Here is a 15923-nt window from a genome sequence, read left to right on the forward strand (position 1 = left end):
TATGAAACGTAATTCGTCATCTACACGCACTGACAGCACATCCGTACCGCAGGCAGCTCCGCTTCCGGCATCACGCTGGCTGCGTCTGATTCCGATTATTTTTATCACGTATAGTCTTGCCTACCTGGATCGTGCCAATTATAGCTTTGGTGCTGCATCCGGCATGGCACATGACCTGAATATATCAGCGGCGATGTCGTCCCTGCTGGGTGCTTTGTTTTTCCTTGGGTATTTCTTTTTCCAGATTCCTGGCGCTCATTACGCAGAGAAGCGCAGTGCTCGCAAGCTGGTATTTTGGTCGCTGATCCTGTGGGGAGGACTTGCTGCAGCGACCGGTATGGTCACCAATGTGCATGTACTGATCGTGATCCGCTTTGCTCTTGGTGTAGTGGAGAGTGCAGTGATGCCGGCGATGCTGGTATTTAACGCCCACTGGTTTACGAACAAAGAGCGTTCCCGAGCGAATACATTCCTGATTCTTGGTAATCCGGCTACGGTATTGTGGATGTCTATCGTCTCCGGTTATCTGGTATCGGCTGTCGGCTGGCGCTGGATGTTCATTATTGAAGGAATGCCGGCTATTATCTGGGCTTTTATCTGGTGGAAAATGGTGCAGGATAAGCCTTCCGAAGCCAAATGGCTTACTGAAGCGGAAAAAGCCGCTCTGGAGACCGAGCTTAACAATGAGCAGGCTGGTATGAAGCAGGTGAAAAACTATCGTGAAGCGTTCCGTTCGCCGACTGTTATCAAACTATGTCTGCAGTACTTCTTCTGGAGCATCGGAGTGTACGGATTCGTTATGTGGCTGCCGTCGATTATTTCCAAAGCGCCCAACATGACTATGGTATCGACCGGATGGTTGTCGGCTGTACCTTATCTGCTCGCTGTTATTCTGATGCTGGTCACGTCTTACTTTTCGGATAAAATGCAGATTCGCAAAGGGTTTGTATGGCCGTTTTTGCTGGTCGGTGCGCTGGCCTTTTACGGTTCGTATCTGATCGGACCGGATCATTTCTGGATTTCCTTTGCCCTGCTGGTGATTGCAGGTGGAGCCATGTATGCGCCATATGGCCCGTTTTTTGCGATCGTACCGGAAGTGCTGCCGCGCAATGTAGCCGGCGGAGCGATGGCACTGGTGAACAGTCTTGGAGCACTGGGTTCTTTTGCCGGATCGTATATTGTCGGTTATCTGAATGATCTGACTGGCGGATTCGACGCTTCGTATATGTTTATGGCAGGTTCGCTGCTGCTCTCCGCGATCCTGACCATGACTGTAGGCAAAGATCGCCAGCAGTCTACCACAAATGGACATCACACCAACAACAAAAAAAACTGGAAACATAAAGTAAGAACAACGCAGCTCTAAAAAAGATAGAGTAACATGATACGTTCGGCTGCCCGGAATCCGTATACAGCATCCAGGGCAGTCGCCAAAGACAGAAAATAAATATGGATAGCTGTGCAATCATACGGTAGCTGGTCTGCAGATAGACAGCTGCAACAGGAGAGGTGGAACAGGCAATGAATAGCCAAGAAATCAATCACAACATGCTGAACGACAGAGATACACATCACTATACCGATGTTACGGCAAATAACAGTACGAGTACTGCGGTGCATAGAGCAGACCATTTGCCGGCTGAAGCTCCTGTCCGTATCCAGCTGGCGCTGGACCGCATGACGATCGAAGAGGCGATCGATATGGCAGGACAGGTTCAGGCAGCGGTAGACTGGATTGAAGTCGGTACTTCACTCATCAAGGAGTTCGGTATGGAAAGTGTGCGCCGGATCAAAGAAGCTTTTCCCGACAAAGTCATCGTAGCGGATATTAAAACCAACGATAATGCACGGTATGAATTTGAGCTCTGCTACCGCGCAGGAGCGGACGTGGCGACTGTGATGGCGTCTGCCCCAGATGCTACGCTGGATCTGTGCATGCAGACTGCGCAGTCTCACGGCGGCATCATTATGATCGATCTGCTGAATGTAACGCCGCAGCGTGTAGAGGAGCTGCAGCGCTATACCGAAGCTGTACTGTGCCAGCATGTGAGTAAGGATCAGCAGGAGCACCATGGACAGACCCTGGGAGGACAATCTATACCCGATCCACAGCAGCAGGATACCCATTCTATCGATTCCGATTCCACGCAGGCAGCGCGTCCATCTATTGCCGCAGCCGGTGGAATCACACTGGATACACTGCCATCTATTTTGCAGGATCGGCCTGCAGTGGTTATCGTGGGGTCTGCCATTACCAAAGCAGCCCATCCTGCCGCAGCTGCCAGGGAGATTCGCAGCCGTATAACCGAAGTGATGCAAGCTATGCAGAAAGGAGCTTATCATGTCTAATTCCATATCATTGACCAAAGCACAGCGTATTCTGGAGGAAGTCCAGCAGGTCGTCAGCCGGGTACCGGAAGAAGCAGTAACCGGACTGGCCGAGACACTGGCAAAAGGAAATCGGATCTTCGTAACCGGAGAAGGCCGCTCCGGATTTATGGCCAAATCATTTGCCATGCGCCTCATGCATCTGGGTGCCAATTCGTATGTGATTGGCGAGACGGTCACCCCGGCGCTGGCAGCTGGCGATATCCTCATCGCCGTATCGGGCTCGGGAACGACCAAAGCAGCGGTATGGACCGCGGAGAAAGCCAGAGAGCTGGGCTGCACCATCGTGGCGGTGACTACCGACGAGTCATCGCCGCTGGGAAAGCTGGCTGACCAGCTGCTGCATATTCCGGCCGCTACCAAATACCGCCGGGAAGGCGAAGCCGCCAGCATTCAGCCGCTGGGCTCCCTGTTTGACCAATGTACCCATATTCTGCTCGATGCAGTCTGTCTGGGCTACGGAGAGCTGCAGCATGTGGAACACGGAGCAGCATTTGCCAAACACAGTAATGTGGAATAAATGCTAAGAACAGATCATTAGGATAAGTAAAAGTTTTTTTACGGATACAGATACCGATACAAATACAGATAATGAATGTAAAAAAGAATAATATCGGATCGGTATATGATCCGCTGATCTGCTTATCAAAAGCGCCCCATAACCTAAAAAAAGCAGCTTCCGGAGATTTCTCTCCAGAAGCTGCTTTTTGCTATATCCCAAAGGAATAAATGGATGAATGAAAAGGGAGATAAGCGATAAGACAAGAAATTACAGCACTTTCTCCAGGAAGCTGATGGTACGCTCATACTTGGGACTGCCGAATACCTGCTCCGGTTCGCCTTCTTCCACGATATAACCGCCATCCATAAAGACAACGCGGTCAGCCACTTCACGGGCAAAGCCCATTTCGTGGGTAACGATCATCATGGTCATGCCTTCGCTGGCCAGGTCTTTCATAACGCCCAGTACTTCGCCGACCATCTCCGGATCAAGCGCGGAGGTAGGCTCGTCAAACAGCATCACATCCGGGTTCATTGCCAGTGCGCGCGCAATCGCTACACGCTGCTTCTGACCACCGGACAGGCTGCCCGGGAACGCATCCGCTTTGTCAGCCAGACCGACACGGTCCAGCAGTTTCAGCGCGATTTCTCGCGCTTCTTTTTCGGTTTGCTTTTTGAGCTCGACTGGAGCGAAAGTGATATTTTTGAGCACGCTCATATGCGGGAACAGATTGAAATGCTGGAATACCATCCCGATATTTTCACGAACTTTGTTGATATCGGTCTTTGGATCGCTGATATTGTAATCGTCGACGATGACCTCACCGGCGGTTACTTCCTCCAGTTTGTTCACGCAGCGCAGCAGCGTACTTTTGCCGGAACCAGATGGCCCGATAACGCATACCACTTCGCCTTCGTCGATTTTCATATTGATATCCTTGAGTACTTCATTGGAGCCATAGCTCTTTTTGAGTTTGCTAACTTGGATTTTACCCACGGCGTGTTCTCCTTTCCATACGATCTGCAATTTTGGTCAGAATTGTGATTACGACCAGATACATCAGGGCTACTGTTGTCCAGATTTCAAAAGATGCATAATTGTTGGCAATAATAATTTTACCGGACTGTGTCAGCTCAACCAGACCAATTGTAGATATGATTGAAGTATCTTTTAATGTAATAACCAGCTGGTTAATAAAAGATGGAATCATTACTTTAATTGCTTGAGGAATAATGATTTTGATCATAGCTGTACGGTAAGGTAATCCAAGAGACCGTGCGGCTTCCATTTGTCCCTTATCAATCGACTGTATACCACCGCGGATAATCTCCGTTACGTAGGCACCAGCATTCAAACTAAGTGTAAGAACAGCTGCAACGATCAAAGGCATTTGGAAGCCCAGAGCTGATGGAATCCCGAAATAAATGAATAAGCTTAGTACAAGCAGCGGTATTCCACGGAAAACATCTACGAATATAGTTGCAATAGTGCGGGATAATTTGTTATGGCTAACTTTCATGAATCCGAAGATTAAGCCAAGAATGAAAGCAAAGAATAACGAAATCACAGTATAGAGCAAGGTTAACCCTAAACCTTTGAACAATTCAGGCAGAGCGCTTAGAATAATTTGAGCTGTGCTTGGTTTGGGAGGAGGAGTTGTTGATTCCTGTCCTGGTTTATTGTTTCCCAGATAATTAGCAACAATCCGATCGTATTCACCACTAGCTTTGAGATTGGCAAGTCCTGCATTGAACTTTTGAAGAAGCTCCTGATTTTTTCCTTTGTTAACAGCAAAACCATAAGGAGCGCCATTCTCTTTTTCTGTAACTGTCTGCAGCTTTAACCCCTTTTGAATTGCATAAGCAATAACCGGGAAATCATCAAAACAGGCAGCGGAGTTACCGGATACCACTTCTTGATACATTTGCGCAGAATCATCAAATGGTACGAGTGTAAATCCATACTTGTCTTTAATCGAATTAGCGAATGAATATCCTTCTGTACCTGTTTTTACAGCTACACGTTTACCACGAAGGTCTTCGTAACTTTTGATATCTGCATTGTCTTGATGTGTTGCCATAACGACACCAGACTCATAATAAGGCTCGGAGAAATCAAATGTCTGTTTACGTTCATCCGTAATACTCATACCCGCAATCATGCCGTCTAGCTGACCAGACTGCAGTCCTTGAAGTGCCGCATTGAATCCCAGCGGCTGAATCTCATACTTAAAGTTTTGATCTTTAGCAATTGCAGCCATAAGATCCATATCAATACCGACATACTTACCATTCTCCTGGAACTCGAACGGTGCGAATGTAATATCCGTTCCAATAGAATACGTCTTGCCTTCTCCGGCTTGGGCAGTGGCCGTCTGGCTTAAGTTGCCGGCACATACCGCGAAGAAAAGAAGGAAAGCCATGGATAACCACATAAACCTAGATTTCTTCATAAAATCCTCCATTTCTGTTACTCTGATCAGACGTCGGTTATAGACGCACAGATAGAGTCCTCTGACTGAACAGAGAGTAATATTGCCTTCACATCACATGTTACATTTGATGTCTTATAGCACATGTCTTCTTATTCTACAAAAAAATTAACTAATTGACTATAGTGCTGTGAAGCTTGAACGGGTAATATTTACAAAATTAAATAGCTGACATGACATATAACCTGCCGGAGCTGCTGTTTGAAACATATAAAATTCAGGATATCGGGTATTGTCAGTGGTGCTCAAGCAGACTTATGATAGAACATAGCAGGTCTCCGGGTAATACGGATATAGACTGTATAATGAACGGCTTACAGTGATCAGCCCATGATATAATACTCTGTCATGCACAGGTACATAACGGTTAACAGAAGGAAAGGGAAGAATATTAATGATGAAATTTGTAATTCTCGATGTGGATACAGGTATCGACGATTCCCTCGCGCTGGCTTATGCTGCGCATTCTCCCGAGCTGGAGCTGCTCGGTATCACTACCGTATTTGGTAATATCTCAGTTGAAGAAGCGACTCGCAACACACTTGTTGTACTGGAACAGCTCGATCAGGAGATTCCTGTATATCCGGGCGAAGCCAAACCGCTTAGCCGCGATTATACGAAACCTTTTGCCCGTCATATTCATGGAGAGGACGGGATCGGCAATCAGTACCGTCAGCCCGCATCACGTCAGCCGGAGAATCAGGGGGCTGCCGAATTTATCATAGAGCAGATCCAGCAGAACCCCGGTCAGGTCACTGTAGTTGCTGTAGGGCCGCTGACCAATATTGCCCGTGCAATCCAGATGCAGCCGGAGATCGTACAGCAGATCGAACGACTAGTCATTATGGGCGGTGCAGTAACCGTGCCGGGTAATGTGACTCCTTTTGCCGAAGCGAATATTTACTCCGATCCGGATGCCGCGTCACTGGTACTGGGTTCGGGCATGCCAATCACCCTGGTCGGACTGGATGTAACGATGCGTACGCTGCTTACTGCGGATCATCTGGACGAATGGAGAAGCACCAACAGCGAGCTGGCTCTTTTCCTGGCGAATATGACCGATTTCTATATGGAAGCCTACAAAGGCGTCGTCAAAAGCGGCCGCGGCTGTGCGCTGCATGACCCGCTTGCTGTAGGTGTAGCGATTGATCCGAGCTTTGTCCGTACAGCTTCCTATGCAGTACAGGTAGAGTGTACAGAGCAGGACAGCCTGGGCAAAACAACAGGTATTCACGATACGCCTGCTGCTCATATTGATGTGGCGCTGGATGTTGATGCAGATCGTTTCCTGGAGCACTTTCTGAGCCGCGTGATCTGACTGCGTTCCGCAAGAATAGGCTGAATACTATTTGAAGCGGCAGTTTTAACAGAGCAATAGCCGTAGTAAAGGCGTATATCCATAAAATAACGCAAATATAGAGCAGTATGTCCATAGCATAGTACATCCATAGATATCAATAACGCCCTGACCAGTTGCGATCAGGGCGTTATTTTTGTTTTTGGCAGTGCACATTGAGAAGCTTGAGCATATCCTACAGGATGCTGGAATAGATTATTACTACTATACAGATAAATATGCGTACAGATCGAGCAAGATACAACAGATGTTTGCTTCACGTAGCCATAACCGGTTTTATTTTGCCGGCTGGCTGTTCAGGATCATATCCACGAACAATGGAATTTGCGCTTTGGTGGCGATAGGATCGTACCGGTAAAAGGTATCATAATCATTGTAGAAAATATGATTGTTTTTGGCGGCCGGGAGTGAACTCCAGACCGGCGATTTTTTCAGCTTGTCCAGTGCTTCGCTTTTGCCTTCGGGATCATAGAAGGTCAGGAACATATAATCTGCGTCATATTCCGGCAGGGCCTCCAGTGACAGCTGGGTCGTCTGCGCATCTTTGGCGATCTTGGCAGGCATCTTCAGCTGCAGGGCATCATATACGCTCTGACCACCGCGTCCGGCATTATCGCCAAAGATCCAGAGTGCGTTTTTGTCAGTCAGTTCATACAGCCCCACTGTGGTATTGGCATCTACGACGCCTTTGAGCTTCTCGCGTCCGGCAGCCGCTTCTTTGTCGTAATCGGCGAGGAACTGCTTGGCCTGTTCGGTATTACCTGTCAGATCACCGAACAGATTGACCGTTTCGCGGATATTTTTGGCGGTACCGTATGGAATATGAACGGTTGGTGCAATTTTGGACAGTGCTTCGTAATTGTCATCGTACATCACGACGATCAGATCCGGATCAAGCTCCAGGATTTTCTCCATATTCAGTGGTGTACCCACATCAGCTGTTTTGTGTTCAGCCAGTTTGTCTTTGATAAAAGGATTCTTGAACGCGGTCGGTTCGACACCGATTACATTCGCATCTACCGTCAGCAGCTCACCGCCGTAATAATCGGTGACGATACGCTGAGGCTTGGCAGGAATCGTGATTTTGCCTTTGTCGGTATCATACTCGCGAGTGGCTGGAGCAGTAGCAGCTGCTTCGCCAGCTGTGTTGGTTGCCGAAGATGTACTGCCTGTAGAGCTGCCGCCGCATGCGGTTACAATAACAGACAGAGCCAGTATCAGAGCGAGCAGAAGTGAAGATTTGTGCTTGAACATAATGACCTCCTGATTCATGGGGACGCTGTCTCAATAGACAGGGTCGTATGTAAGATTGTGTTATTTTATGATAATGATAATCATTTTCATATGGAAAGACAAGAGGTATCCGTAGAGTAGTGTCAAAGTAATAAATATGGAGAAGACCTGGCAGCCCAAATCATAGCAGTTATTCAAGCATTTAAAGAAGAGATATCAACAACAAAATACATTAATTGTAAAAAGTAACACTAAATTGAGATTTCCAATGATTAAATAAGAGAATAAGCCCTTTTTTATTGTGAGTAACTCCTAAATACGGTATATTGAAATATATGAACATTTTGCAGATGCACGGGATTTAGCAGCGTAAACAATAAGCGTTTACATCCGGCTGCGATGCAAAATTTGACTGATGCAGCTTAGGCTCTCTGCAGGTGCAATATACTGGCACCTATCAGCAGTTATTTGATTTTATGATCGATGTCCGACAGGTTCGACGACCTAAATGATAAATATAAAATGGATAGTAAGCTCGCAGATTAGATTGATAATTTATAATAGTAAGGCCAGGTGTACTCAATGAGCAGCAAAAATCCGAGGCGACAAGACGCATTATCCGCAGCACAACGCAAAATGGAAACTCTGCGTATTCTTGAAGCGGAGGGAACTGTCCGGGTGTCCGGGCTGAGCCGCCGTTTTAATGTAACCGAAGAGACCATCCGGCGTGATCTGGAACGTCTGGAACTGGAAGGAATCGTTGTGCGGACCCACGGGGGAGCCGTATTTAACCGCAACCGTGAACAATATGAATCTCCGGCGATCCAGCGGGAGACCCAGAACATAGAAGAGAAGAAAGCTATCGTGGAACACGCACTGTCCCTGATCCAGCCGGGAGATGTGATCGCACTCGATGCGAGCACCACCTGTCTGCATCTGGTGAAGCAGCTGCCCAACCGTCCGCTGACTGTACTCACCTATTCTCTGGCGATTGCCAATGAACTGGTGCCCAAAACCGAAATTAACGTGATCCTGATCGGTGGCTATCTGGATCGTGATTCGATGGCGAATACCGGTATTCATGCCGAGAAAATGGTGGAAAGCTATCATGTAGACAAATTTCTGTTCTCGTGTCACGGCTTTGACCTGACCCGCGGATTGACCGAGCCTTCCGAAGCGCATGTGCAGCTGAAGAAGAAAATTATCGAGATCTCCGATGAACTGATTCTGCTGACCGACAGCTCCAAATTTCGCCGCAAATCCCTTGTTCGCTTTATGGGCATGGAGGATCTCAACCGCTTCATTACCGATGACCAGCTTCCGGAAGAAGCGATCCACGAGCTGGAGGAAATGGGCGTTCAGGTAATCGTTGTAGACTAGACCTACTTTATACTGTCCTCGCACATTCATGTGGGGGACAGGTTGAAGGCTCCCTGTGAGGAGCCTTTTTTTGTGCGTACATTTCTGCTGCATGGATGATCTACGTGACATATAGGGTAGTGCAGGTTGTGTTGTGCTTTGGGCTCTGTTGGTTCTATTTGTTCTGGATAGGGAAAGGTTGATTAGTTTTACATAAAGTGTGAATGGGACGCATAGGATGGCATCCGCTCCGGAAAGGAATAGGAGCACGTCCTCCGGTTAAGCCTGGAGATCCTGAATTGGATAGAGTAAAGGAGGATCTCCAGGCTTAAATGTCGTCCTTTGCTCCTATTTCCTTTCCTGCGCTCTGTGCAGGGAGTATTTGTACCGCTCGCTGTCTGGTTGTACGATTCTCTATGAGCATTCAACTTGAATGTTGACAGTAAAGGTGCATAGTTTAAATATTGCAGCGACAGGTTGAAGGGGCGAAAATGCGGAAGCAAGGAAGCAAGGAAGCAAGGAAGCAAGGAAGCAAGGAAGCAAGGAAGCAAGGAAGCAAGGAGATAGGTGAAAGTTAAAAAGAAGGTAAAAAAGCAATATCAACAGGGTTAGAATAAGCTAAAAACACAGTAGAGAAACTTCAACGAATAAGATCGAGATTTTTGCCGTTGATTTTAAGTGTTAAATCTTAAATCTTGAATTTTGATCTTTAGTCTTAAACCGAATGGTATAAATTCCGCTGAGCGCAGGAAAAGGAATCGTGCTGAAGCTCTCCTTTAAGATCGTCTATCCACTGCTGCAAGCAGTTATTCAGGATAGACGATCTTAACAGAGAGCGGAAGTACGATCCTTTTACGAAGCGTCTGCTGCTCCAGCACTCTATTTCCCCGAGTAGCTTCCTCTTGTCCAAGCAGTTATTCAAGATAGACAATCTCAACAAAGAATGGAAGTACGATCGTTTTACGAAGCGTCTGCTGCTCCAGCACTCTATTCCCCGAGTAGCGCCCTCTTGTGCAAGCAGTTGTTCAGGATAGACAATCTCAACAGAGAATGGAAGTACGATCGTTTTACGAAGCATCTGCTGCTCCAGTACCCTATTCCCCCAAGTAGCTCCCTGTTTGCTCAAATAGCTCCTTATCCACCTAACCAGCTCCTTCCGCTCAAATGTACAGCCTCTCTCTCCTGCAAAGAAGTTTGCCATTTTCATAAAGATACTTGAAAATGAATAAAGTTAGGAGTACTTTAGAAAAATGACAGATAGTGACACAGATCAATAAACAAGATAATCATTAGACTCAGGCGTCTGGAGTGAGGAGAGAATCAATGAAAGCAACGGATGAATACAATTCGTATACTGTAGGCATGGAAGATATTGTACGTGCACATCATGTGCTGAGAGATGTTATTGTGCGTACGCCCCTGCAGCGGGATGCGACTTTATCGGAAAAATACGGGTGTGAGATCTACCTGAAGCGTGAGGATATGCAGGTGGTGCGCTCTTTTAAAATTCGCGGCTCGTACAACCGAATCCGCAGTCTTTCCCATGAGGAGCTTAGCAAGGGCATTGTCTGTGCCAGTGCGGGTAACCATGCGCAGGGATTTGCCTTTTCCTGCAGACATCTGAATATACGTGGCAAAGTCTATATGCCGAGCACCACGCCGAATCAAAAGGTGAAAATGGTCAAGAAATTTGGCGGTGATAATGTAGAGGTTATCCTCGTAGGCGATACGTTTGACGATGCGTATGCCCAGGCGATGAAGGTATCTACCGAGCACGGGATGAGCTTTATTCATCCGTTCGATGATCCCCATATTATCGCGGGTAACGGCACGATCGGAATGGAAATTATGGAGAGTCTGGATACACCGGCCGATTATGTGTTTGTAACGATTGGCGGTGGCGGGTTGGCTGCGGGTGTCGGGAAATATATTCATACGATCAGCCCTTCGACTCAAATTATCGGGGTAGAGCCGCTGGGCGCTGCATCGATGAGCGAAGCGATTGCCCGCAATGAAGTGGTTACACTTGATGAGATCGACAAGTTTATCGATGGAGCAGCTGTCAAACGGGTCGGACAGATGACGTATGATATCTGCCGTGAAGTGCTGGATGATGTGGTCAAAGTGCCGGAAGGTAAAGCCTGCTCCGCTATTCTGGATATGTACAACGAGAACGCAATTGTCGCCGAACCTGCAGGTGCGCTGCCGGTCGCAGCACTGGATATGTACCGGGAGCAGATCAAGGGCAAAACTGTCGTCTGCATTATCAGCGGGGGTAACAATGATATCGATCGGATGCAGGAGATCAAAGAACGTTCATTGATCTACGAAGGGTTGAAATACTACTTTACGATCAAATTCCCGCAGCGCGCAGGTGCTTTGCGTGAATTCCTCGAAAAGGTACTTGGGCCCAATGATGATATTGCCCGTTTTGAATATACCAAAAAGCATAACAAGGAGAACGGTCCGGCACTTGTCGGTATCGAGCTTAGTTCACCGGATGACTATGGTGCGCTGATCGAGCGGATGGAGAGCCATAATATTCAGTATGTGGAGCTGAACCGCGATCCGAATCTGTTTAATCTGTTGATCTGATCACCGTTCACCATTTCATAATGAATAGGTGGGCATGCGTATAGATAATCACTGGACCAGCCAAGTAACGGGACGAGATCGCATAGGTTTGGGATTTTGTTCATATTGGGGTATACTTGTAAAGTAAGCATATTACAGTTCATAACTACTGAGGAGGATATACCTATGTTCATTATTCATGCGAATATGTTGATCAAACCCGAGAAAGTCGATCAGTTCCTTACCGAGATTGATGCACTGGTAACAGCTTCCCAGGCGGAAGAAGGCAACATCAGCTACGTGCTCAAACGCGATGTGAAGCAGGACAACCTGTTCACTATGGTCGAAGAATGGAAAGACGCTGCTGCTATGCAGGAGCATAATGCGACTGCACATTTCCAGAAGTTTGTAAAAGATATGCAGGAATTTGCTGCTGCTCCTCTGGATGCAAAAGTATTCGAAGGAACAGAAGTACAACGCGGTTAATTCGTTTAAGAACGAGGCAGAAATCCGTATCGGTCGCCTGCTTTGAATAACATTTATAAGCGCTGGCATGCCAGCAGGTTCTTGCAAATATCCTCCTGTTTCAGGAGGATATTTTTTTTGCTTTTTGTATACATAATCCATGCCTTTCATCCGATATAATCCACTAAGTTAGTTTGTCGAAACTTCGCGAAAAATGATCGAATTCGTTGATTGTACCTTTTTATTCTCCCTGTTATTGCTATTTATTCGTATCTATTATCCTCCTAGTGTCCGGTCAATCAATACCTGCAGCTCTGCTCGGAAGTTCCTGCATTCTTGCTAATTCAATTAGACAGACAGCACAGCCTATCCGTTCGGCGACCTGCCGGAATCCACTTTATATACCTATCTTCATGGAAAAGATATATTCTTTTCCAGGCGAATTACCGGAAGTCATGAACGAAGCTGTATATTGTCTGACCAGAGGGAGACCAACATCCATGAAAAAAATAATACCTGTATTTACAGCCTCCCTGCTTACGCTCTCCTGTGCTTTTGCTACAGGTCTGGCGTATGGGGAAGGGTCGACTACGACAGCATCGGGCCCCGACCAGGAGGTCATCGTTGTCTACAAAAACCAGGAGGGCAAAGAAGCAGTTCTGGAGCAAAGTGTGGAAGTGCAGCATGAATTTGCTACCGTTCCTGCCGTATCTGCTACCGTTAGCCCTGCGGATCTGAACGAGCTTGTTCAGGACCCGAATATCGCTTATGTGGAACGTAATGTTCCTTTTACTATTGCCGATGAGCAGGTTGTCGCTCAGGCGTCAGCCATCAATACAAATGAACAATCCCGCTGGAACTATCAGGCGGAGCAGCCCAATCTCGAATGGGACAAAGGCTACAATGGTGCAGGAGTCAAAGTAGCAGTAGTTGACTCCGGGATCGCACCTCATCCGGAACTGACTATCGCCGGTGGTGTATCAACTGTCGATTACACCACATCGTATACAGATGATAATGGTCACGGTACCCATGTCGGCGGCATTATCGCTGCCCGTAACGGAGATGGTCAGGTGACCGGTATGGCTCCAGGCGTCCAGCTCTATGCTGTCAAGACGATGGGATCAGACGGCAAAGGAAATCTGCAGGACGTGCTGGAAGGCGTGGACTGGGCGATTCAGAATCATATGGACGTCATCAATATGTCTCTTGGAACCGAGTACGATTCCCAGCTGCTGCATAATATGCTGGATCAGGCATACAATAGTGGTATTCTGGTTGTTGCTTCTGCAGGCAACAGCGGTGCAGGTACGGATACGGTCAATTATCCTGCCCAGTACAGCAGCGTAATCGCAGTAGCGGCAGTAGACAGCAATCTGAACCGCGGCAGCTTCTCCTCTACAGGTCCCAAGGTGGAAGTGGCTGCTCCGGGCGTAGGTATTCTCTCTACGTACTTGAATAACGGGTACGCTTTTATGGATGGCACTTCTCAGGCTGCTCCGCATGTCGCGGCAATGCTGGCTATCCTGAAGCAAAAAAATCCTTCGGAATCTATCGCTTCCCTGCGCAGCGATCTGCAGAAATATGCAGTTGATCTGGGAACAGCAGGACGTGACAATCAGTACGGCTACGGGTTTGTAACGTTCAAGCCGCAGGTAGATGTAACAGCGCCGGGCGAAGTGAAAAACCTGCAGCTGGCTGCCAAAGGAACCGACTATCTGACCTTTAACTGGCAGAATCCGGCAGACAGTGATTTCGCCAAAGTCAATGTATATGATGAACAAAATAACCGGGTGAAATCCGTGACCGGGAATGTGTATTCCGCAGCTAATTTGACACCCGACACGAGCTATACCTTTAGGATGAAGACAGTAGATGTCAAAGGTAATGAATCTTCCGGGGTGACCATCTCCGGACGTACAGCTGCTGTACCGGCAGCAGAAATCACACCGGCACCGGCATCATCCCAGCCGCAGCCCGTAACCCAGCCGCCGGCTCCTCAGCCAACCACGGTACCAGCGCCTGCACCGACACCTGCTGTATCGGTTCCAGTCGTTACGACTCCACCACCAACAGATCAGGTTGCACAGATTCCTGCTGGTGGCGGGGGCGGCGGTGGAGGAGGCGGAGGCGGTGGTGGCGGTATCCCGAGACCGGCTGCACCTAAAGTACAGACTCCGGCTCCAACCGCAACAGCACCTTCTACACCAGCACAAAAAGCCCAGCAGCAATTGAATAATGCCAAATCTTCCGGTAAAGCAGCGGACTTTATCAAAGCACGCTTTGCTGCCAAAGATCTGAATAATGCAGAATTCAACAAACAGCTCAACCAGCTGAAGCAGAGTCTGGGCATCAAGGACCTGCCGAGCAAAGCGAATCTGCGCGCTTCCGTGCCGGTACGCATCAGTCTACAAGCATCACTCAAAAGCTCCACGTACAAATATATCGATAAATCATCTATCACAGCCGACAATATCGCCATCCTGGATGGCAGCGGCAATGCAGTCAGCAATGTGAATCTGTCTGTGAAGTTCAACCGGATCTTCATCACGGCGGCAGACGGATCATTCGCACCGAACCAGACGTACACCGTGATTATCGAAAAAGGCGTGAAAGGCAAAACAACAGCATCTTCCGACCAGTCTACAGCGCTGACCAGCCCGCTGGTGATGCAGTTTACGACTCGTTAAGATAGGATGCCCGTCTAGTATGAATACCGGATCTGTGCGTGCATGAAGCGCCTGAAGGTACAGCAGCTGCTGCACCGATCCGGAACTTATCCCATCCATTTACACATCAGATCGAGCTGATGTTGAGAATAGAAAGGTGTACAGCCATGAATGTAAAATCATTTACCCGCATACTGCTGGTTGCCGGTCTGCTGCTATCCCTGTTCAGTGCGGCGACGCCGCGTACGACGGAAGCAGCGACAGGTCTTCCTTTCTCCGATATTTCCGATAAGTACTGGGCACTGGAGACCATCCGCTGGGGGTATGATGCAGGTCTGGTCAAAGGCTATCAGGACGGTCAGTTCAAGCCAGGCAAGACTGTGACCGAAGCCGAATTCCTCACGATGCTGATTCGTTCCTACGAGCCCGAAGTAACAGCCAGCACCAAAGGCAACTGGGCCAACCCGTATTACAACCGTGCCAAAGCACTGAACTATCCGGTAAAAAGCTACACTGATCTGGCTTCCCGCAATCAGGTGATCACCCGTGCCAAAGTCGCGGAACTGATCGCTGCGGCAGATGGCGTGAACTTTAGCGGCAACAATGCGATTCGTTACCTGCTCGCATTTGGACTGGCTAATGGCAGTGATGCCACTCAGGCGACTATCGCTTCCTTCAAAGGGAGTCAGCCGCTGACTCGTGCCGAAGCCCTGCAGTTTATCAAAAACTTCACGGATTACGGCGCAGGAGCGCTGCTGGATCGTCCACAGGAAGCTTCGGACCCGGCAGATCTTCCGGCAGTTGCAGATCGCTAAGCATTACGTATCAAACAGAATGATTAGATGGAATAGGGTTCAGTCGATCCCTGTCCTCTACCGAATCGGA

General features: G+C 48.1%; 12 protein-coding genes. 9 read left to right on the plus strand and 3 right to left on the minus strand.

What is annotated here, in order from left to right:
• Window position 1 precedes the first annotated feature (1 nt).
• From AR543_RS06040 to hxlB, 3 genes are all read left to right on the plus strand, one after another.
• Window positions 2-1366 (plus strand): MFS transporter, encoded by a 1365-nt coding sequence (locus tag AR543_RS06040; protein ID WP_082472137.1) that lies wholly within the window; start codon window positions 2-4, stop codon window positions 1364-1366.
• A 155-nt stretch (window positions 1367-1521) separates the two neighbouring features.
• Window positions 1522-2349: a 3-hexulose-6-phosphate synthase gene (gene hxlA, locus AR543_RS06045; protein WP_060532678.1), complete on the plus strand. Its 828-nt coding sequence runs from the start codon at window positions 1522-1524 to the stop codon at window positions 2347-2349.
• The gene (gene hxlB, locus AR543_RS06050; RefSeq protein ID WP_060532680.1) at window positions 2342-2908 is read left to right on the plus strand and encodes a 6-phospho-3-hexuloisomerase; all 567 of its coding nucleotides are present in this window, start codon (window positions 2342-2344) and stop codon (window positions 2906-2908) included. The genes hxlA and hxlB overlap by 8 nt, the downstream gene beginning before the upstream one ends.
• 249 nt (window positions 2909-3157) lie before the next feature.
• Here the strand turns inward: hxlB and AR543_RS06055 are convergent, their stop codons facing one another.
• Both AR543_RS06055 and AR543_RS06060 read right to left on the minus strand, forming a co-directional pair.
• Window positions 3158-3886 (minus strand): amino acid ABC transporter ATP-binding protein, encoded by a 729-nt coding sequence (locus AR543_RS06055; protein ID WP_060532681.1) that lies wholly within the window; start codon window positions 3884-3886, stop codon window positions 3158-3160.
• On the minus strand, window positions 3879-5342 hold the full coding sequence (locus tag AR543_RS06060; RefSeq protein WP_060532683.1) for an amino acid ABC transporter substrate-binding protein/permease: 1464 nt from the start codon (window positions 5340-5342) through the stop codon (window positions 3879-3881). Before AR543_RS06060 ends, AR543_RS06055 begins: the two co-directional genes overlap by 8 nt.
• Before the next feature lie 433 nt (window positions 5343-5775).
• Between AR543_RS06060 and AR543_RS06065 the strand changes: the two genes are divergently transcribed.
• Complete coding sequence (locus tag AR543_RS06065) at window positions 5776-6699, plus strand: nucleoside hydrolase (RefSeq protein WP_082472138.1); 924 nt, start codon at window positions 5776-5778, stop codon at window positions 6697-6699.
• Between the two features lie 315 nt (window positions 6700-7014).
• Here the strand turns inward: AR543_RS06065 and AR543_RS06070 are convergent, their stop codons facing one another.
• Window positions 7015-7992, minus strand: coding sequence for an iron-hydroxamate ABC transporter substrate-binding protein (locus tag AR543_RS06070; RefSeq protein ID WP_060532685.1), 978 nt, complete (start codon window positions 7990-7992; stop codon window positions 7015-7017).
• A gap of 561 nt (window positions 7993-8553) precedes the next feature.
• Here AR543_RS06070 and AR543_RS06075 point away from each other — a divergent pair.
• The 5 genes from AR543_RS06075 to AR543_RS06095 all read left to right on the plus strand — a co-directional run bounded on the left by AR543_RS06075 (window position 8554) and on the right by AR543_RS06095 (window position 15853).
• Complete coding sequence (locus AR543_RS06075) at window positions 8554-9351, plus strand: DeoR/GlpR family DNA-binding transcription regulator (protein WP_017814577.1); 798 nt, start codon at window positions 8554-8556, stop codon at window positions 9349-9351.
• A 1302-nt stretch (window positions 9352-10653) separates the two neighbouring features.
• A complete protein-coding gene (ilvA, locus tag AR543_RS06080; RefSeq protein WP_060532686.1) occupies window positions 10654-11925 on the plus strand; it encodes a threonine ammonia-lyase IlvA in 1272 nt (423 codons plus the stop codon).
• A gap of 165 nt (window positions 11926-12090) precedes the next feature.
• Entirely contained in the window at window positions 12091-12390 is a 300-nt protein-coding gene (locus tag AR543_RS06085) for a putative quinol monooxygenase (RefSeq protein ID WP_060532687.1), read from the plus strand.
• A 479-nt stretch (window positions 12391-12869) separates the two neighbouring features.
• Window positions 12870-15059, plus strand: coding sequence for a S8 family serine peptidase (locus AR543_RS06090; protein ID WP_060532689.1), 2190 nt, complete (start codon window positions 12870-12872; stop codon window positions 15057-15059).
• 146 nt (window positions 15060-15205) lie between these two features.
• Entirely contained in the window at window positions 15206-15853 is a 648-nt protein-coding gene (locus tag AR543_RS06095; RefSeq protein WP_060536663.1) for an S-layer homology domain-containing protein, read from the plus strand.
• Window positions 15854-15923 lie beyond the last annotated feature (70 nt).

It is taken from the genome of Paenibacillus bovis (genome assembly GCF_001421015.2).
Lineage (GTDB): Bacteria > Bacillota > Bacilli > Paenibacillales > Paenibacillaceae > Saccharibacillus > Saccharibacillus bovis.

Excerpts from the sequence above, each read along its gene's own strand:
- AR543_RS06065 (WP_082472138.1), top strand. The coding sequence starts at position 5,776 with ATGATGAAATTTGTAATTCTCGATGTGGATACAGGTATCGACGATTCC.
- AR543_RS06060 (WP_060532683.1), bottom strand. The coding sequence starts at position 5,342 with ATGAAGAAATCTAGGTTTATGTGGTTATCCATGGCTTTCCTTCTTTTC.
- hxlA (WP_060532678.1), top strand. The coding sequence starts at position 1,522 with ATGAATAGCCAAGAAATCAATCACAACATGCTGAACGACAGAGATACA.
- hxlB (WP_060532680.1), top strand. The coding sequence starts at position 2,342 with ATGTCTAATTCCATATCATTGACCAAAGCACAGCGTATTCTGGAGGAA.
- AR543_RS06090 (WP_060532689.1), top strand. The coding sequence starts at position 12,870 with ATGAAAAAAATAATACCTGTATTTACAGCCTCCCTGCTTACGCTCTCC.
- AR543_RS06070 (WP_060532685.1), bottom strand. The coding sequence starts at position 7,992 with ATGTTCAAGCACAAATCTTCACTTCTGCTCGCTCTGATACTGGCTCTG.
- ilvA (WP_060532686.1), top strand. The coding sequence starts at position 10,654 with ATGAAAGCAACGGATGAATACAATTCGTATACTGTAGGCATGGAAGAT.
- AR543_RS06040 (WP_082472137.1), top strand. The coding sequence starts at position 2 with ATGAAACGTAATTCGTCATCTACACGCACTGACAGCACATCCGTACCG.
- AR543_RS06075 (WP_017814577.1), top strand. The coding sequence starts at position 8,554 with ATGAGCAGCAAAAATCCGAGGCGACAAGACGCATTATCCGCAGCACAA.
- AR543_RS06085 (WP_060532687.1), top strand. The coding sequence starts at position 12,091 with ATGTTCATTATTCATGCGAATATGTTGATCAAACCCGAGAAAGTCGAT.
- AR543_RS06095 (WP_060536663.1), top strand. The coding sequence starts at position 15,206 with ATGAATGTAAAATCATTTACCCGCATACTGCTGGTTGCCGGTCTGCTG.